This window comes from Niabella ginsenosidivorans, from assembly GCF_001654455.1.
GTDB classification, from domain to species: domain Bacteria; phylum Bacteroidota; class Bacteroidia; order Chitinophagales; family Chitinophagaceae; genus Niabella; species Niabella ginsenosidivorans.
In genome coordinates, this window is record NZ_CP015772.1 from 1395463 (window position 1) to 1413230 (window position 17768).

Annotated in this window: 19 protein-coding genes; 11 read left to right on the top strand and 8 right to left on the bottom strand. The window is 45.3% G+C overall.

Annotated features, from left to right (window positions below; genetic code table 11):
- Positions 1–75 precede the first annotated feature (75 nt).
- From A8C56_RS05775 to A8C56_RS05785, 4 genes are all read left to right on the top strand, one after another.
- Entirely contained in the window at positions 76–2190 is a 2115-nt protein-coding gene (locus A8C56_RS05775) for a prolyl oligopeptidase family serine peptidase (RefSeq protein WP_067753240.1), read from the top strand.
- 467 nt (positions 2191–2657) lie between these two features.
- Positions 2658–3476 carry a hypothetical protein gene (locus tag A8C56_RS05780; RefSeq protein WP_067753243.1) on the top strand — a complete coding sequence of 273 codons (819 nt, stop codon included), beginning with the start codon at positions 2658–2660 and terminating at the stop codon, positions 3474–3476.
- A 157-nt stretch (positions 3477–3633) separates the two neighbouring features.
- Positions 3634–3792, top strand: a complete 159-nt coding sequence (locus A8C56_RS24355) for a hypothetical protein (RefSeq protein WP_157097884.1) — start codon at positions 3634–3636, stop codon at positions 3790–3792.
- Between the two features lie 34 nt (positions 3793–3826).
- On the top strand, positions 3827–4516 hold the full coding sequence (locus tag A8C56_RS05785) for an SIR2 family NAD-dependent protein deacylase (protein WP_067761644.1): 690 nt from the start codon (positions 3827–3829) through the stop codon (positions 4514–4516).
- A gap of 121 nt (positions 4517–4637) precedes the next feature.
- On the opposite strand, the gene A8C56_RS05790 is transcribed toward A8C56_RS05785, so the two are convergent.
- Both A8C56_RS05790 and A8C56_RS05795 read right to left on the bottom strand, forming a co-directional pair.
- The gene (locus tag A8C56_RS05790) at positions 4638–5978 is read right to left on the bottom strand and encodes a saccharopine dehydrogenase C-terminal domain-containing protein (RefSeq protein WP_067761646.1); all 1341 of its coding nucleotides are present in this window, start codon (positions 5976–5978) and stop codon (positions 4638–4640) included.
- Between the two features lie 219 nt (positions 5979–6197).
- Positions 6198–6812: a superoxide dismutase family protein gene (locus A8C56_RS05795; protein WP_067753247.1), complete on the bottom strand. Its 615-nt coding sequence runs from the start codon at positions 6810–6812 to the stop codon at positions 6198–6200.
- Between the two features lie 133 nt (positions 6813–6945).
- On the opposite strand from A8C56_RS05795, the gene A8C56_RS05800 reads away from it, so the two are divergent.
- From A8C56_RS05800 to rlmB, 3 genes are read left to right on the top strand one after another with little or no spacing between them, the layout of a single operon-like run.
- Positions 6946–7509 carry an NUDIX domain-containing protein gene (locus A8C56_RS05800; RefSeq protein WP_067753250.1) on the top strand — a complete coding sequence of 188 codons (564 nt, stop codon included), beginning with the start codon at positions 6946–6948 and terminating at the stop codon, positions 7507–7509.
- 9 nt (positions 7510–7518) lie between these two features.
- Positions 7519–8022: a DUF4112 domain-containing protein gene (locus tag A8C56_RS05805; protein ID WP_067753253.1), complete on the top strand. Its 504-nt coding sequence runs from the start codon at positions 7519–7521 to the stop codon at positions 8020–8022.
- Positions 8023–8059: 37 nt separating this feature from the next.
- Positions 8060–8830, top strand: coding sequence for a 23S rRNA (guanosine(2251)-2'-O)-methyltransferase RlmB (rlmB, locus tag A8C56_RS05810; protein ID WP_067753256.1), 771 nt, complete (start codon positions 8060–8062; stop codon positions 8828–8830).
- A 125-nt stretch (positions 8831–8955) separates the two neighbouring features.
- On the opposite strand, the gene A8C56_RS05815 is transcribed toward rlmB, so the two are convergent.
- Entirely contained in the window at positions 8956–9561 is a 606-nt protein-coding gene (locus A8C56_RS05815; RefSeq protein ID WP_067753259.1) for a DNA-3-methyladenine glycosylase family protein, read from the bottom strand.
- A 61-nt stretch (positions 9562–9622) separates the two neighbouring features.
- Here A8C56_RS05815 and A8C56_RS05820 point away from each other — a divergent pair, with 61 nt between their 5' ends.
- The 4 genes from A8C56_RS05820 (at position 9623) to A8C56_RS25405 (ending at position 12364) form a co-directional block, all read left to right on the top strand.
- Entirely contained in the window at positions 9623–9997 is a 375-nt protein-coding gene (locus A8C56_RS05820; RefSeq protein ID WP_067753262.1) for a hypothetical protein, read from the top strand.
- A 269-nt stretch (positions 9998–10266) separates the two neighbouring features.
- Positions 10267–11262, top strand: a complete 996-nt coding sequence (locus A8C56_RS05825; RefSeq protein ID WP_245645774.1) for a GSCFA domain-containing protein — start codon at positions 10267–10269, stop codon at positions 11260–11262.
- Positions 11263–11415: 153 nt separating this feature from the next.
- Positions 11416–11727 (top strand): alcohol dehydrogenase catalytic domain-containing protein, encoded by a 312-nt coding sequence (locus A8C56_RS25400; RefSeq protein WP_317041094.1) that lies wholly within the window; start codon positions 11416–11418, stop codon positions 11725–11727.
- Positions 11728–11878: 151 nt separating this feature from the next.
- A complete protein-coding gene (locus tag A8C56_RS25405) occupies positions 11879–12364 on the top strand; it encodes a zinc-binding dehydrogenase (protein WP_317041095.1) in 486 nt (161 codons plus the stop codon).
- Between the two features lie 150 nt (positions 12365–12514).
- Here the strand turns inward: A8C56_RS25405 and A8C56_RS05835 are convergent, their stop codons facing one another.
- The 5 genes from A8C56_RS05835 to A8C56_RS05855 form a co-directional block, all read right to left on the bottom strand.
- Positions 12515–12730 (bottom strand): hypothetical protein, encoded by a 216-nt coding sequence (locus A8C56_RS05835; protein WP_067753268.1) that lies wholly within the window; start codon positions 12728–12730, stop codon positions 12515–12517.
- A 25-nt stretch (positions 12731–12755) separates the two neighbouring features.
- Complete coding sequence (locus A8C56_RS05840) at positions 12756–13676, bottom strand: NADP-dependent oxidoreductase (protein WP_067753271.1); 921 nt, start codon at positions 13674–13676, stop codon at positions 12756–12758.
- A gap of 787 nt (positions 13677–14463) precedes the next feature.
- A complete protein-coding gene (locus tag A8C56_RS05845; protein WP_067753274.1) occupies positions 14464–15363 on the bottom strand; it encodes a hypothetical protein in 900 nt (299 codons plus the stop codon).
- A 15-nt stretch (positions 15364–15378) separates the two neighbouring features.
- Entirely contained in the window at positions 15379–16764 is a 1386-nt protein-coding gene (locus tag A8C56_RS05850) for a sugar transferase (protein ID WP_067753276.1), read from the bottom strand.
- Complete coding sequence (locus A8C56_RS05855) at positions 16764–17738, bottom strand: Gfo/Idh/MocA family protein (protein WP_067753279.1); 975 nt, start codon at positions 17736–17738, stop codon at positions 16764–16766. The genes A8C56_RS05850 and A8C56_RS05855 overlap by 1 nt, the downstream gene beginning before the upstream one ends.
- Between the last annotated feature and the right edge of the window lie 30 nt (positions 17739–17768).

Consider the following 17768-nt stretch of genomic DNA (forward strand, 5'->3'; position numbering starts at 1 on the left):
ATCGGTTAATAAAATAAAAATCCCAAACAGGGCAACAATTGCCGGCAAATACTATCTTTATTAAAATGAACTTATATGAGGGAATTTTTTTATATACCATTTGTATTGATTGCTATGAACAGTGCGGCACAGATAAAATATCCTGTAACTAAAAAAGAAACGGTTACTGATGATTATTTCGGAACAAAAGTAGAAGACCCTTACCGCTGGCTGGAAGATGATAACAGCGCGGCCACCAAAGCATGGGTAACAGCAGAGAACCATGTTACAGAAGCCTACATGGGCACTATTCCTTACAGAACAAAGATCAGGCAACGCCTGGAAGCCCTGTGGAATTATCCCAAATACGGGGCGCCCTTTTTAAAGGGCGCTTACTATTATTTTTATAAGAATGACGGGCTGCAGAACCAGGCAGTGCTGTACCGTGCAAAAAACCTGGACGATGCCCCGGAGGTGTTCATTGATCCCAATACATTAAGCAGCGAAGGAATTGCGGCGCTGAGTGGGGTTTCTTTTTCAAAAGACGGGAAACTTTGTGCCTATTCCGTAGCAAAGGCCGGCAGCGACTGGACAGAGATCTTTGTAATGAACGCAGAAACAAAAGAACTGCTCTCTGATAAAATAAACTGGACAAAATTTGGTGGTGCTGCCTGGAAGGGTGATGCCGGTTTTTATTACAGCGCCTATGATGAGCCGGATGAGCAATCAAAACTGAGCAAGAAAAATGAATTTCAGAAAGTGTTTTATCATAAACTGGGTACCGCTCAAAAAGAAGATAGCATTGTTTACCAGGATAAAGAGCATCCGCTGCGGTATTTTGGTGCAGGTTTAACAGAGGATGAGCGGTTCCTGATCCTGAATGTAACAGAAGGCACCAGTGGCAGCGAGATCTGGTACCGGGATCTGCAGGATGCCGGTCAGAAAGATTTTGCCCTGTTGGTAAAAGGGTTTGATACGGAATCGTCTGTTATTGAAAATAAGGGCGGCACCCTTTTGCTCAATACAAATTATAAGGCCCCCAATTACAAGGTGGTAGAGGTAGATCCAAAACATCCTGCAAGAGAAAACTGGAAAACAATCATCCCCGAGCAGCCGGAGGCGTTGCAGGGGGTTGGCACTGCGGGTGGTAATCTCTTTGCCAGTTATCTGAAAGATGCTGCTTCCAGAATTGTTCAATATGATTTTGACGGTAAGCTCATCCGCAATATTACATTGCCCGGAATTGGCTCCGCAGGTGGTTTTGGCGCAGCAAAAGAAGATAAGGATTTTTATTACACTTACACTTCATTTGCCACACCACCGGCTATTTATAAATATACCATCTCTTCCGGGGAATCCACGCTATACAAAAAAACAGAGCTGAATCTGAAAACAGATGATATTATAACTGAACAGGTGTTTTTTAAAAGTAAGGACGGTGCAAGAGTGCCCATGTTCCTGACATATAAAAAAGGCCTGAAAAAGGATGGAAATAATCCCGTGCTGATCTACGGCTATGGCGGCTTCAATATTCCTATGACGCCCGGCTTTAGCGTCAGCAACGCTTTTTTTGTAGAGCAGGGCGGCATCTATGTGGTTGTGAACCTGAGAGGTGGTAGTGAATACGGCGAAAAATGGCATAAGGCCGGAATGTTGCTGAACAAGCAGAATGTATTTAACGATTTTATTGCAGCTGCAGAGCACCTCATTACAGCCCGCTATACCAATAAGAGCAAAATAGCTATCCGTGGCGGAAGCAACGGTGGTTTGCTGATAGGGGCTGTAATGACGCAACGGCCGGACCTGTTTAAAGTGGCCATACCACAGGTGGGTGTTATGGATATGCTGCGTTTTCAGAAGTTTACGGTAGGCTGGGGCTGGGCCGTGGAATATGGTAGTTCAGATTCCGCAAAATATTTTCCGTACCTGTACCGCTATTCCCCCTATCATAATCTGAAAAAGGGAGTAACCTATCCTGCAACGCTGATCACAACAGGAGATCATGATGACCGTGTGGTGCCGGCGCATTCCTTTAAGTTTGCCGCACGGCTGCAGGAATACAATAAAGGCACCAATCCTGTATTGATCCGCATTGAGACCAACGCCGGCCATGGTGCCGGAAAGCCCACCAATAAGGTGATTGATGAAGCTGCAGATATCTGGGCGTTTACCATGTACAACCTGGGCATGGAGTTCAGGGAAAGGGAATAGTGAGTGGGGAAGAGGCAGATGGAGAGCAGCAGGCAGGGGAAAGCAGGTTCCTGATCCTGGGTCTTGCTATAGATTCTCAATGCTGAAAGCTGACCACTGAAGACTGATAGCCGGTAATGGTTGATGGTTCATAGTTCATGGTTGATGAACAGTCTTATTCTGATTCTGAAATCTGCTAACCGAAGACTGAAACCTCGTAGCTCATTGAGTAAGTGGTAGCAAATAGCGAGTAGGAATGTCAATGGTCTGTTCAGTGATACTGCCGGGTTCTGACTACTGAAAACTGGCAGCTGATAATTGAAATCTCAGGTACTCAAATCTCAATCCTTAAATCTCAGATTACAGCTTTTTATAAACAACGGACAGCAGTTAATTAAGTTATAACAGTTTGTTAACGTTGTTTTTTACGTAGATATTCGTACTTTAGTTACGAAGAACTTCGTCAAATCAACTCAAAAACTCAGCTCATGAACAAAAACGCAATTTTAAAAATAGCCATGTGGATTGCATTGCCCCTTACCTGCGTGGCTGTATTATCATTTACTTTTTTACCGCAACGGGCGCGGTCCGGTAATCTGCTCATCCACCAAAAGAAAGATACGATCCCGCCGGTAACAGAATTTGAAACAGGCAGGCTGGATGAGGCATTGAAATACCTTGATGAGCGAATGAAAGATTTTAATAATGAGTGGGCAAACAAAACGGGCAGGCATATTCAGCAGCAGGTTACAGATGCTATTGCAAAAATTGATTTTTCAAAAGCACAGCTGGCAGCAATGGAAGCCATTAAAAAAACAGACTGGGATAAAATAAACAGGGATATTGAAAATGCAACAGCCGGTATCAGTAAAGCCGAAATAGATCGTAAAATAGCAAAAGCAATGGCGCTCGTAAAGCCGGTTGATAAAGAAAAGATCCGGAGCCAGGTGGAGGAGGCAATTCGTAATGTTAATCTGCAGGTATTGAAGATTCAGATGGATGAAGCAAGAAAAAAGCTGCAAAAGCAGCAATTGGATATGGATCAGCATTTAAAAAGCATACTTCCGGGCATCAACGATCAGCTACTGAAAACAAAAGAACAGTTGCAACGCCTTAAAGATGCAAGCCTGCAGATGCAGCGGGACGGGCTTATTGATAGCAACTCCGGTAATAAGATACAGTTCATAAAAGGAAAGCTATTCATTAATGGCGTTCAGCAACCGGATAAAGTGAGCGATAAATACAGGCATTATTTTATAGACAGGAAGGGGTGTAGCAGGGAGCAGTCAACAATAGTAGCAGTTTAAAGCGATACGCTTGATGCAGCGGCCCCTGGTGTTACCGGGGGCTTTTTGTATTTATTAACAATAACGAAGCGGTTACTTTTTATGACCAATGTTTTAAGCCTTAAAATAAGCCGCTTGTTTTAGAAAGAATTGCTTCGATGGAAAATCCGGAAAGCCCATGCCGCTGTTGTTTTTAGCCGTTGATGATCGTATCATTACAATCAGGGATAAAATACGGATAGGTATTGAGTTTTCTTTTTACGATGCCGGTAGCATAGGTTGCTGCCCCGGGCCTGGAGCAATGGCACAGGATGCAACATTTAATAAGAACCTGTAATTTTGAATGGAACAATTTTATATCGGTTTACAATATGCATTTAAAGAAACTGGTGGTTTTAACCGGCGCAGGCATCAGTGCCGAAAGCGGTCTTAAAACATTTCGCGATAGCGACGGGCTTTGGGAAGGGTATGATGTTACGGAAGTGGCATCACCCGAAGGGTGGAAGCGGAATCCTGCGCTGGTACTGGATTTCTACAATATGCGCAGAAAAGATGTGGCAAGAGCACATCCGAATGCAGCACACCTCGGACTGGCTGCCCTGGAAGAAGATTTTGACGTATCCGTCATTACCCAGAACATTGATGACCTGCATGAACGGGCCGGTTCTACAAAAGTGCTTCACCTGCATGGAGAGATCTTTAAGATGCGCAGCGAACGGTCGTTCAAACCCTCCTTTGAGGTCAGGGGCGATATTTATATGGGTGACAGTGCGCCCGATGGCGGCCAGCTACGCCCGGACATTGTTTGGTTTGGCGAGGCAGTGCCCATGATTGAGCCGGCAGCAAGACTGGCTGCACAGGCCGATATTTTTGTTGTAGTGGGTACTTCTATGCTGGTATACCCGGCCGCCGGGCTGATCGAATATGTTGCAGATACCGTACCGAAATATATTATTGACAAGTCCATTCCGCAGTTACGGCGCATGGCGAACCTGGTTGCCATTGAAAAACCCGCCACTGAGGGGGTGCAGGAATTGAGAGGGTTGCTGAGAAGGTTGTAGGGGCAAGAAGAAAGTAGTCAATGGTCAATAGTTCCCGGATACAGGCTTCTTGATGCTGGGTACTGAGAACTGAAAACTGATAACTGCCCGCTCAAATCCCGATTCTCAAATCTCAATACCATCACACATATACTTCCTCATAAAACCGGATGCCTTCCGGCTCCAGTGCTGTCAGTACAGGATCGTAGATCTCTTTTACTATTGGTATATGCAATCCATTTATTTTTATGGCCCCGTTCAGCAGCAAACGTGTGGCAATAGCAAGCGGCAAACCTACTGTTTTTGCCATAGCCGTCTGAAGGGCATTATCTCCTTTTACAATAAGCGAGCTGAACAGTTGTTCTGTTCTGTTGTTCAGGGTAAATGTAATTTCATGGATCATGATGATCATGTCTTTGTCCTCGGGGCTCAGCGCCAGCCTGGTTTCCAGGAGGTACTGTAAAACATCCGCGGAACTTTTTGCTGAAGAAGGAATCCGTTCCTGGCTGAATAAGCCCAGGTATTCAAAAAGGCGTTTTACAAGGAGCTGGTGAAGCGGTGTTACATGGCGTTTCAGGTAATCATCAAACGTTTCAGTTTTCGTATAAAAATTGAGACAGGCCGTGAACCAGTCGTTGATGGATTTATCTTTAAAGCCTTCAATGATGCCGGTATCAAGCAGATTGGTCAGTCCGGCTGCAACTATATATTGCCACCCTGTGCAAAAATCCGGATGACGCAGCGTACAACGTACTACTGTTTTGGCGTTTTCCAGTTGATAGATCGGGATGTATTGAAGCGAATTGCGATTGGGGTAACAGGCCCATTTGCCCAGGGGGGGCACTTCAATGACCGGGCAGTTCTCAAAAACTTCGGTGTAAAGAAGGTGTTTGGTAATATTATCTTCTTTATAAACGGCCCCGGCGCTTCCTGCCAGTGTAATATTACGTGGGTTCCAGCTTACTTTATAATGCCAGGGATTATTGTCGTCTTCCGGCGCTACCAGTCCACCACAGTGCGATTTGAAACTGTTGATCTCGCCACCGGCATACCTGATCCGGTCAAAGATCCGCATGGCGCTCATATGATCCAGCCCCGGGTCCAGCCCCATTTCACCAAGGAACAGCAGCCCGTTTTTTTTGATGTCCTCTCTTAAAAGGAGCAGCGCTTCATCTATATAAGATGCGGTAAGGAAATTCTTCTTAAGTGCAAGGCAACTACGCGCAATTATAATATGAAAGGCCGGCGGCAGCATGGATATAACAACAGACGCCCTGGCTACCAGTTCATGGATAGTAGCTGTATCTGCCAGGTCAACGGCAACGGCTTTTCCTGCGGGATGCCCGTTGATTTTACTTTGCGCCAGTAAAAAATCCGCATCAGCAACTATAAGTTCCCATTTTTCTTCTTCGGCATATTGCAGGAAATATTGGATGAGTACTGTGGCTGACTTGCCGGCCCCGAACAACAAAATTGTTTTCATATGCAGCAAGTTAAAAAAATATAGCGAAACCTAGCTGGCGGATGCGGCCGGATGAGAACGCGGAAGCTGAAGGGCCTTCAAAAATGTCCGGTTCATGCATTATAATGAGCGGCACGCATCTCTCAGAGAGCAGGCAGTAAAGATGGGGATGGCACTGAAGCCGGCAAAAAAAATAGCTGCACCATTGTAAGTACAGCTATTCCTAATCTAAAAGAACTGTTATAATTTAGTAATAACACCGCAGCCAACTCGTGGCCCGCTGTTGCCGGTAGGTTGCGTTTTATAATCATCGGTACCGCCATGCACAATTACCGCCCTGCCAATGATGTCCTTATCGCCCTGGTCAACGCTCCACAGATCAGTAGTTACGCTTTTGGTACCATGGCCCTGTGCATCCAGTTTAATATTGCCAATGTCACCGGAGTGAAAAGAAGCGGAGCCCCATTCGCCATGCTTGGATTTTGTAGGGTTCCAGTGGCCATGAGAGTTTTCTCCCTTCATACCGCAATCTCCATGTTCGTGAAAGTGTACCGCAACATTGCTGTCGGCTCTTTCAGGCATATTGATTTCCACATCAAGCCTTATTTTGCCATCTGCCAGCTTATAGAACTTTGCGGTTCCCAGGTTTTTTGTACTGTCTGCTGTTGATTGCAGGTTGGCCACTGCTACCTGTGTGCCTTCCGGTGCCGGAGCAGCCGGTGCTGTAGCTGAAGAATCGATCTTCGTAGTGCTTACGGTTGTTGAATCTGTTCCGGATTTTTCTGATGAATTGTTTCCGCAGGATGCCAGGATAAAGAGGGCGGCGACGCCTGCTGCAAAAATCGTCTTTTTCATGATCTATCGTTTTTAAAAGTGTTGAGTTACTACTATATTTACTACGTAAAGCTAACAGAATTATTGTTACCAACAGCTCCTAATTGTTTATGGAACAATAATTGTTGTTTTTATAACTCAAAAAAAGTACCAAATGTCAGCAACAAAAAATCCATGGAGGATAATTGACCAGCAAGAGATGTATGATAATCCGTGGATCAATGTTACCGCCTATGATGTGATCAATCCGTCCGGGGGTAAGGGTATTTACGGAAAAGTGCATTTTAAGAATATTGCCATTGGCATTGTGGCGCTGGACCAGGAGATGAATACTTACCTTATCGGCCAGTTCCGTTTTGTGATCGATATGTACAGTTGGGAACTGCCGGAAGGGGGGTGCCCGGAAGGCACTGATCCGCTGGAAAGCGCCAGGCGCGAGCTGCTGGAAGAAGCAGGGTTGGAAGCAGCCCAATGGAAAGAATTGCTGCGGATGCATTTGTCGAACTCGGTATCTGACGAGCTGGCCATGGTTTACCTGGCTACCGGACTGGTGCAGAAAACACCGCAGCCGGAAGAGACGGAGCAGCTACAGGTAAAAAAGCTTCCGTTGCAGGAGGCTTTTGATATGATCAGGGAGGGACTTATTACAGATGCTATTTCTGTAGCAGCGTTGCAAAAAATAGAGCTGCTGTTGCTGAAAGGTATTCCACTGGTTTAAACTTTTCATATGGAACAATCATCAACCGGGAGCACACCCGCCATACAGGATAAGCGCCTGAAGCTCATCAGGCGCATCAGCAGATTGCTGGACGAACAGTTTTCGGTAGGCGGTTTTAAATTCGGGATCGATCCGTTGCTGAACCTGATACCGGTGGCAGGGGATGTGGGTGGTTACCTGATGTCGATAGGGCTGATCATTACCATGGCCCAATATGGCGCTTCCGGTAAGGTAGTTGCAAAAATGGTGCTCAATGCTACACTGGATGCCCTGGTTGGGGCCATACCGGTGCTGGGATGGATTTTTGATTTTGCCTATAAAGCAAATACCAGGAATGTAAAGCTGCTTACAGCCCATTATACGGAGGGCAGGCACAAAGGAGGCGCCGGACCGGTTATTTTTACTGTATTGATTGTAACGGGGGTCATTTTGATACTGGTGCTGTTCATTGCGTTTAAATTTTTACAATGGATGATGCAATGGGGCGATAAGGCCATCGGCATTAAAATATAATTTTCAGAGTAGCCGCAGGATTTCTTTTCTTTGCGGGGTGAAAGATTTCAGAAAAAAACAGCACCGGCCTAAAAAATCGAGCCTGGTTTATGGCCGGGAAGCAGTGGTGGCAGCGCTTCAGGAAGGGGCGGTGCTTGACCGCATTTATCTGGATCAGCAGCTGACCGGCCGGTTTGTAAATGATATCAAACGCCTGGCCGCTAACCATAGTGTTCCTGTAAATTATGTGCCCAAAGCAAAGCTGGATTTTTTTAATGTAGACGGACATGAAGGCATAGTGGCGCAAAAGGCCAGGATCCGTTACCAGGATCTTCAGGATATTATTTCGCTGGTTACGGAAAATGGTGAAGTGCCTTTGCTGCTGCTGCTGGATGGGATTACAGACATCCGAAATATTGGAGGCATTGCCCGGACGGCCTGGTGCTGTGGCGTGCATGCGATCATTATACCGGACAAAGGGGTCGGGGCATTGAATGAGGATGCGATCCTGACTTCAGCCGGGGCTTTGGAAAAGATTCCCGTTTGCCGGGTGAACAGCTTAATGAAAACCGTTGATGAGCTGCACCTGAACGGCATAAAAGTATTTGCAGCTGAGATGGAAGCTTCTAATCATATATCGGAAGCCGATTTTACCATTCCTTCAGCTATTGTAATGGGGAGCGAAGAAAAAGGCATTTATCCCGCACTGTTAAAGATATGTGACGAAAATATTTCTATCCCTATGCAGAATCATTTTGAAAGCCTGAATGTTTCGGTAGCAACCGGGATGATCCTGTATGAAGCGATGAAGCAGCGGATAAAGGGCTGAGGCGGGAAGGGCGCCCATGGTCAATAGTCCATAGCTGCTTTCTGCCTGATCCGGATCCCGGTAACTATCAGAACTGAAAACTGAGTACTGATCGCTGAATTCTCAATTCTCGACTTTCAACTCTTCTATACCGGCACTGCATCCAAATGGCTCCATAAATAAAGACAGGCATAGGTACGGTAAGGTTTCCACTGCTCAGTAACCGCTATGATCCTTGCCTCATATTCTTTTTTGCTGGTGAAGGTAATAGCGTATAGCTGACTGATGGCTCTTTGCAGGCCCAGGTCGCCGATGGAAAAGATATCTTCCCGCCCCAATGAAAACATCAGCAGCATTTCTGCCGTCCATTTACCAACGCCTTTGATCTGTGTGATGAGTTCAATAAACGCTTCGTCCGTTAACTGATGCAGTTTGGAATCGGTTAGCTTATTGTCCAGAAAAAACTGGCAGACGTTCTTGATATATTGGGCTTTTGCATTTGACAGGCCGATGCTTCTGAGCGTTTCATGCGGAATGGCCAGTATTTTACGGGCGGTTGGCTTTTGCCCTTTAAACAATTGCAGAAAACGTTCCCTCAGAACAGCTGCTACTTTTGTGCTCAACTGCTGCCCCAGGATAGAGGTGCAGAGCCTCAATAAAATGTTCTGTTGCAGCTGAAGGGTATAGATGCCATGCTCGCGGATCAGCCGTTTTAATACTTTGTCTTTTGAAAGATGTTTTTTATAATGCATCTGAAAATAAATAATCGGTTCCGGTTCCTAAATTAATAAAATTGTAACTTTAAAAAAAAATATGCTGAGCCGCGATCATCTTCTTGCACAGATATGCCGGTTTTTTGAAACTATTACTAAAGCAAAGCAGGCGCTGGGCGATAAACAGTATGAATTGCTGCGCGGTATTGTAAATGAAAATTTTAACGAAACCGCAGTTCAGGCATATATAGAGGAGGGTGATAAAGTATTATCAGAAGAAGAATATCAATATCTTTTATTTCAGTCGGAACTGCTTTACCTGCAATTGAAATTGCTGAAAACAACCGGTCAGCCTTATACGGAGGCATCCAAATGCTACCTGGATCTTGCTGATAAATTAATGAAAGCGGATGCTGTCAATTTTAACCTGGCTTTGCACCATCAGTCAGGACTGGTGAAAAAGGGTGCTTTCTGAAGAACTGTTCTTCAGAAGCTCCTGCTGAACGAACAGACCATAGCAGATGGCATACTTATTTAGCGAAAGTCAGCATCTGCGGGATTATTATATCATACCAATAATCCTGTTGTCCCGGATAGCTGAATGCGCGTTCAATAGTCCGCAGCGATCCATGATCCTGTTCGGGCCTGATTGGCGGGTATTTCTGAGATGCGCGGGTTACCCATATCTAAATGTTGCCTGTCGTTATATATCCATAAATTACTGATATTTGCCGGATGGATTTTATGGCTCCTATACAACTGGAAAAATTGTCGCCGCCTATAACGTACGGTGATAAGATCTTGCTGGTCGGTTCCTGCTTTACAGAGCACATCGGCAATGCATTGCTGGAGCATAAGTTCAATGTGCTGCAGAACCCGCACGGCATTTTATTTGATCCGGCCAGCGTGTATCACAGCCTGATGCGCTATATAGACGGAGCGCCTTACAGGGATAAGGATCTGTTCTGCTTAAACGAGGTATGGCAATCCTGGCATCATCATTCGCGGTTTGCTGATGTTAATAAAGAAGCAGCTCTGGACCGGATGAACCAGGCACTTGAAGAAGCACATGTTTTTCTGAAGCAGACCGACTGGCTGATCATAACACTGGGCTCATCATTTGCTTACCGGTTGAACAGTAATAACCCCGATGCAGCGCTTGCCGGGTTAAAAGTAGCGAACTGTCACCGGGCGCCCGGTCAGTGGTTCGATAAAAAAATGCTGGAGATTGATGAAACAGTTGCACTGCTGGATAATTTATACCATCGCTTAAGGATCTTTAATCCTAAAGCAAAGATCCTGTTTACCATAAGCCCTGTACGTCATTTACGCGATGGTGTGGTAGCCAATAACAGGAGCAAGGCGCGTTTGCTGGAGGCTGTGCACCATATTGTAAATAAATTTGATCATCATTATTATTTTCCTGCCTATGAACTGGTGATCGATGTGCTTCGGGACTATCGTTTTTACGATGCAGACCTGGCGCATCCCAACTATGCCGCTACCGGATTTGTGCTGGAAAAATTTACAGCAAGCTGTATTGATGAAGCATCACAAGCGCTGATGAAAGAAATACAGCCACTGGTAATTGCCCGGCGGCACCGGCCTTTTCATCCGCAAACCCAGGCCCACCGGCAGTTCCTGGCGGCACAATATGAAAAGGCGGAATTATTGATGGCAAAGTACCCTTTCCTGGATCTGAAGGAGGAAATTGCTTATTTTAAAGGAGATGAACAATAGCGGCTTGAAAGGAATAACCGCCGCCTGTTCCGCCAGTTTTCAGCAGACAGTTTTTTTATTCCTGATCCGGATTTTCAGAGGTCTGGGGTTAAACAACTGATAATATCTTTGTAGTTTTGTACTTTGATTGCTGGCACAAAAACGGGCGATTTTATGATCGCAACAAAAGGATATGCAGCGCATAGCAAAACAGACCCGCTGAACCCCTGGGATTTTAAAAGACGTGAACCGGGAGATGATGATGTACTGATTGATATTCTTTATTGTGGTATTTGTCATTCAGATATTCATCAGGTGCGGAGTGAGTGGGGGCGGGCTACCTATCCGATTGTTCCGGGTCATGAAATTGTAGGACGTATTGCTGCCGTTGGTAAAAATATTTCGGGCTTTAAGGTAGGGGATACGGCCGGTATTGGCTGTATGGTAAACTCCTGCCAGTACTGCGATAGCTGCCATAACGGATAGGAGCAGTTCTGTGATAGTAAACAAACCGTATGGACCTATAATTCGCCTGAAAAAGACGGCATAACGATTACCTATGGAGGTTATTCCAATAAGATCGTTTGTGATCAGCATTTTGTGCTGCATGTTTCTGATAAGCTGGATCTGAAAGCGGTTGCGCCATTGTTGTGCACAGGTTACCACTTACTCCCTGCTGCGGAAATGGAAGGTTGGCAAAGGCCATAAAGTAGGTGTGCTGGGCGGGTTAGGCCATATGGCGGTGAAATTTGCTGTTTCCTTTGGCGCTGAAGTAACCCTGTTAAGCACTTCAGCATCAAAAGAAGCAGATGCAAAACGTTTGGGGGCGCATAAATTTGTACTTACAAAGGAGGCGGGACAGGTTAAACATCTGGAGCGTTATTTTGATTTTATTATTGACACGGTTTCTGCACTGCACGATTATAACCTGTACCTTCAGTTGCTGAAAACGGATGGCGTGCATATCTGCGTAGGGATGCCGCCTGAACCGCTGTATATTATTGGCGACAGCTTAATGCGTGGCAACCGTGTACTAACCGCTTCGTCTATCGGGGGATTCCGGAAACACAGGAGATGCTGGACTACTGAGCAGCGCATGATATTGTATCAGACATTGAACTGATTGATATTAAAAATGTAAACGAAGCGTATGAGCGGGTTTTAAAGAGCGATGTAGAGTATCGTTTTGTAATTGATATGGCCACGTTATAGTATCCCGTCTTTTAGCTGTACTAAAAAGTTATTAAAAAGCGGTGCCTTTTATCATCAGCGGCTACAGGCTGAAAAGATCATATAACCAGATCATTAGCAGCAGCCCGCCAGAGCATACAGATCCGATACCTGCAAATAATAAAATTCCAAAACCAATGATCTGGAACCAGGTGCGGGCGTTCTGCAGTTTATTGTTCAGGTAGCGGTACAGGTAAATGCCTGTGAGCACCATAAACGGAAGCACCGACAGCGTTATTAATAACTGAAGCCCGGACATATCGTTTATACGTTTAAAACACCGGTTAAGGTTTCAAAAGGATCTTTCCCGTTCTGTGGCCTTCTTTTACAGCATTCACCGCTTTTATAGCTTCATTGAGCGGATAAACTTTTTCAACGTTCACTTTTAAATCCCCGTTTACAATCTGCCGGGCAATATTACTGAGCTGCTCCGTATCGGGCCCGCTATAAATTATTGTTGCATGCACCTGGTACCGGGAAGCTTCTGCTTCTGAAGGAGGTTGTACAATACTGACCAGCCAGCCGCCCTGTTTGATAACCTTAAAGGATGCTTCCTGTGTTTTTCCGCCAATGGTATCCAGCACCACATCCACATCCTTTACAATAACGGAGAAATCCTGTCGGGTATAGTCAATAAATTCATCGGCGCCCAGTTTTTTTATGCGGCTTTCATTTTTGCCGGACCCGGTTGCTATAACATAGGCCCCGGCCAGCTTTGCCAGTTGCACTGCCATTGCGCCCACGTTACCGGAGGCACCGTGGATCAATACTTTTTGTCCGGACTGTAAGTGAGCCGTTTCAAAAAGAACCTTTCTGGCCGTCAGTGCAGCTACAGGGGTTGCTGCTGCTGTTTCAAACGAAAGCGCTTCCGGCTTTTTAACAAGATCAGTAGCTTTTGCTACTACCAGTTCTGCAAAGCAACCGCCAAAGGTCGACAGGGTTCCAAAAACAGCATCTCCTTCTTTCAGTTGAGTAACACCTTCGCCAACGGCAGTTACTGTTCCGGATAGTTCGGAGCCCGGGATTACCGGAACTTTTACGCCCATCTCATTGCCAAAGATCTCAATGATCTTCCGGTCGTAGGGGTTTACCGCGGCATATGCGGTTTTAATTAAAACCGTACCGGGCGGGGGCACAGGAGCCGGTACTTCTTTATAAGTCAGGTTATTGATGCTTCCGAATTTTTCTAATACAACGGCTTTCATTGTTTAAAATTTAGCTGGAGAATCTTTTTTTCTTTTTAATGCTTTGGGCGGCTTAACCTGCAGCCAGTCAACAACTGTTGTATACAGACTTTGACGCCAGCTCTAAGTTAGCACATATCTTTGAGCTGATCTGTTTTTTGATGGATCAGTCCCGGAGTGCGCATAAATGATAAAGCCGCTATCAATTTTATTAAAATATCCATAGTTTCAAATGTCTGTGCGGATCTGGCGGGCTATCCCCGGCAGGTATGAACCAGGTGATGGAGAGCCTTCAGCAAACCCCGGAAATTAAATATATGATCATCCTTTATAGCGGTTAACATTAGGGGGTACCTGCGGCACACCTTAAAAGCCTGACCACTATATGACTGCAAATGGGGCGCCTATGTGAGACAAAGACACCGGAGGAGCGCGTGCAGGCATTACAGATATTCTTCCCTGTTCCTCATTCTTTGTTACTATACCGTAGGCTTATTAGCTCTCAGAACGGAATTGTGCAAGAACAGGTGGTGCCGTGTAGCAACTGCTCCTGTAAATAATGTAATATCCGGTCATTAATAGAGGCGGTTTCTGTTTCGTTTAAAAAAGGGCCAGGGCGTTAGCAGAATTGTTCCTGCGGCAACCTGCAGCACGTGCCTCTAATGATAAGGTGGCGACTATGGAGCTCTGTGCTGGCCGGAAAAAAGATAAGTTGATGTTGGTGTACTATGAACGGCTGCGTTACATCATTACTGCTCCAATAAGAAACGGTCGGCAGCGGGTATTTGCAGGGGAAAAACACCCGGGATTATTTTTTAAAGACCCTGTAAGGCCACTTCAGCCGGTTCCATTTTATAAAATAATAGGGTTCCAGAGTGGCCCCGAATTTTTTATAAAAAGCTTCAATTCCTGCAATATTGCTGCCCTCAAAATCAAGGATCAGCCCGGATGCAGCAAATTCCTGTATCAGCCGGTCATATAGGAACGGGTTAGCATTGGCTTTCCTGCCGGCAGCCGTTGTTGCAGAGCAAATATTATAAATGCGTTGCTCATCCCTGAAAAAAAGACTGATCGCCAATAGCTCATTATTCCTGTTGACCTGACGGGTAAAACAGTTGCCGGTGGCAAACATTTGTACTGCCAGCTGTGTTAATTGCGAGTAACATTTGTTATCTAATCCCATTTTTCCCCGGTACAGCTGGCGGTAGGTATTAACCGCTTCATGAATGTTGGGTTCGGTGCAATAGGTAAGCTGTTGTTTCAGTGCAGGTTTAAGGCTGTTATTAATGAGGCTTTTGTAATAGCTTGCCCTGATCAGGGCATAGTTTTTATCCAGCGCAAGAGTATAATTTTTTTTTTGTTGTGAAGGCTGGGCAGGAGCCTCATTGATATTGATTTCTGCAAAAGGGAAGCGTTCCCGGGCGCTTTCTATGAACTCGTCTTTTATGGCGTCTGTGACCGGCATGCCGGAATAGAAGCCCAGTTGCTGGGTAAAACGGGGCTGCGCCAGATAACTGATGCCATACTTCTTTTTGATGGTGAGCGGCATTACAGCAGAATAGTCTTTATTAATCAGTGCACCCCAGCCGGGAGAAAAAGCGTCCAGCCATATACTTGAGGCGTAGATCCGGTACTGGATACTTTTCCGGATAAAAGCATCCCATTGCCGGATGTTCAACTGCTCTCTTTTAAAAAAATGGATCTCCAAAATTATTATAGCCGTTTATTTACCTTTTCCCTGTAAAATTATCCGGAAAGTATGTAACATGATCTTAAGATCAAGAGATAGCGATATATTTTCAACATACATCAGATCATACCGGCTGCGCTCAATCATTTCATCCACACTTTCAGCGTAACCGAATTGTACCATTCCCCAACTGGTTAAACCTGGCCTTGCCTTCAGCACATATTTATATGTGGGAAAGCGTTCAGTGATCTGATGGATAAAATAGGCCCTTTCCGGCCTTGGCCCTACCAGGCTCATATCGCCTTTTAAAATATTCCAGAGCTGAGGCAGCTCGTCCAGCCGCCATTTACGCATAACGCGCCCCCAGTTGGTAACCCTGGGATCATTGTCAGAAGATAAAAGCGGAATCTGCTGCTCTGCATTTTTCTGCATCGACCGGAATTTGTATAAAATAAAAGGCTTGCCTTTATAACCGATTCTTTCCTGTTTGTAAATAATAGGTCCCCTGCTGCTGAACCGTACCTTTAAAGCAACAAAAAGATAAAAAGGAGCCAGCAGCACCAGCCCGGTGATGGCCACTATGATGTCAATGGTTCTTTTAACATTGGCCTGCCAGTTATTAAGCAGGGTGTTGGGCACATTGATCAGTATGCCGCCCAGGACGCTCCTGGTTTTTACGGAACCGGATAAAATATCCACTGTTTTGGCCACTATATTTATCTCCACGTCTTTCTGGCTTAGCCTTGCCAGCAGGTTCTCTAAAGAAAAATTATGCCAGTGGTTATTTATGATGACCATTCTGATCGCATTCCGGTCTATAACTGACTCCAGGTCGTTCAGGCCGCCCAGCCGTGGCATTGCGGTGCCGGTGCTCTCATTATTGTTTTCCGGCGCAATAAACCCTTTATAATGAAATCCCGCATCGGCTAAACCGGGGGCGGTTGTGGCAACGGTGGGGCTGACTTCGTTTTCATGGCTGATGAGCAGGGTATTGAAAATGATAGCTTTTGCCTTTATCTGGGCCTTAACCCTGTTCAGCACCAGCCACCGGAAAAAATAGGTAAGGCCGCAATGCAGCGCCACCAGATGTACCAGCATAGGAAAAATGCCTATGAATAAAAGATACTTCAGCTCAGGGAAGGAAAAAAGGAGTATATCACAGCCCATTAAAGAACAGCCGAGTGTGATAATAAATTCTTCAGTTCTTGATTTTTTATAAAGACTATGATAACTGCCCGCAAACATGAACAACAGCAACCAGAAGGCAGGCACAATGATGAGCGTAATTATCCAGTCGCGGTTGCTCAGGCTATAAATACTATTCCGTAAAAATACGATGAAGAGCAGCCAGGATAAGGCTGCGCCCAGATAGTCGGCCAGCAGGTACCATAGCAGCGGGATTTTTTTTGGGTGTTGCACTAGCTCTTTATTGAATGATGCCCTATTTTTTCCAAAATAAGATGTGCGACTTCCATGGCTTTTAAGCCATCAATTTCTGAAACAACTGTTTGGGTATTATTTACAATAGCGTCTCTGAACTCTTCCAGTTCCCGTTTAATAGCGTTGACCTCCGGTACCACAGGGTTTGCAATAGCGATGGTTTTTTTGCCGGAAATAGTATCAATATCAAAAGCAAATACATTGGCATCTGACGGTTCCTTTAATTTAATGATTTCTGTTTTTTTATTCAGGAAGTCGATACCAATATAGGCATCTTTCTGGAACAGGCGCATCTTGCGCATTTTTTTCATTGAGATGCGGCTGGACGTTAAATTGGCAACACACCCGTTGTCAAATTCAATACGCACATTGGCAATATCCGGCGTTTCCGTAAGCACGGCAACCCCGCTGGCGGAAATGCGTTTTACATCACTCTTTACAATGCTTAAGATAATGTCAATATCATGAATCATCAGGTCAAGGATCACACTTACCTCTGTGCCACGTGGGTTAAATTGCGCCAGGCGATGTACTTCAATGAACATGGGTTTCAGGGAAACCTCTTTTAAAGCCAGGAATGCAGGGTTAAAGCGCTCAACATGGCCTACCTGCAGCTTTATATTAGACTCTTTGGCAAGCTTTACCAGCTCACGGGCCTCATCCATAGTATCTGCAAATGGTTTTTCCACAAAAACGTGGCGGCCCATCCTTATCGCTTTCTCGCACCACTCATAATGGTAGGTGGTAGGGGTTACAATGTCGATGGCATCGCAAAAGCTCAAAAGGTCATCTGCATCAAAAAAACGCTTGATCCCGTATTTTTCAATAACCTCACTGGCAGTGGCATCGTTAGGCTCATAAAAGCCTGCCACTTCCACGTCTCCGATCTCCAGCCAGTTATTTAAATGAAACTTGCCCAAATGGCCTACTCCAACAATCCCTATTTTTAACATATGTGTATTTATAAGGTCAAATATAAGCTC

Coding starts and splice junctions, on each gene's coding strand:
- A8C56_RS05855 (WP_067753279.1), bottom strand. CDS start 17,738: ATGTTAAAAATAGGGATTGTTGGAGTAGGCCATTTGGGCAAGTTTCAT.
- A8C56_RS05840 (WP_067753271.1), bottom strand. CDS start 13,676: ATGAAAGCCGTTGTATTAGAAAAATTCGGAAGCATCAATAACCTGACT.
- A8C56_RS05790 (WP_067761646.1), bottom strand. CDS start 5,978: ATGAAAACAATTTTGTTGTTCGGGGCCGGCAAGTCAGCCACAGTACTC.
- A8C56_RS05785 (WP_067761644.1), top strand. CDS start 3,827: ATGCATTTAAAGAAACTGGTGGTTTTAACCGGCGCAGGCATCAGTGCC.
- A8C56_RS05795 (WP_067753247.1), bottom strand. CDS start 6,812: ATGAAAAAGACGATTTTTGCAGCAGGCGTCGCCGCCCTCTTTATCCTG.
- A8C56_RS05835 (WP_067753268.1), bottom strand. CDS start 12,730: ATGTCCGGGCTTCAGTTATTAATAACGCTGTCGGTGCTTCCGTTTATG.
- A8C56_RS05815 (WP_067753259.1), bottom strand. CDS start 9,561: ATGCATTATAAAAAACATCTTTCAAAAGACAAAGTATTAAAACGGCTG.
- A8C56_RS05800 (WP_067753250.1), top strand. CDS start 6,946: ATGTCAGCAACAAAAAATCCATGGAGGATAATTGACCAGCAAGAGATG.
- A8C56_RS25400 (WP_317041094.1), top strand. CDS start 11,416: ATGATCGCAACAAAAGGATATGCAGCGCATAGCAAAACAGACCCGCTG.
- A8C56_RS05820 (WP_067753262.1), top strand. CDS start 9,623: ATGCTGAGCCGCGATCATCTTCTTGCACAGATATGCCGGTTTTTTGAA.
- A8C56_RS05805 (WP_067753253.1), top strand. CDS start 7,519: ATGGAACAATCATCAACCGGGAGCACACCCGCCATACAGGATAAGCGC.
- A8C56_RS05780 (WP_067753243.1), top strand. CDS start 2,658: ATGAACAAAAACGCAATTTTAAAAATAGCCATGTGGATTGCATTGCCC.
- A8C56_RS05825 (WP_245645774.1), top strand. CDS start 10,267: ATGGCTCCTATACAACTGGAAAAATTGTCGCCGCCTATAACGTACGGT.
- A8C56_RS24355 (WP_157097884.1), top strand. CDS start 3,634: ATGCCGCTGTTGTTTTTAGCCGTTGATGATCGTATCATTACAATCAGG.
- A8C56_RS05775 (WP_067753240.1), top strand. CDS start 76: ATGAGGGAATTTTTTTATATACCATTTGTATTGATTGCTATGAACAGT.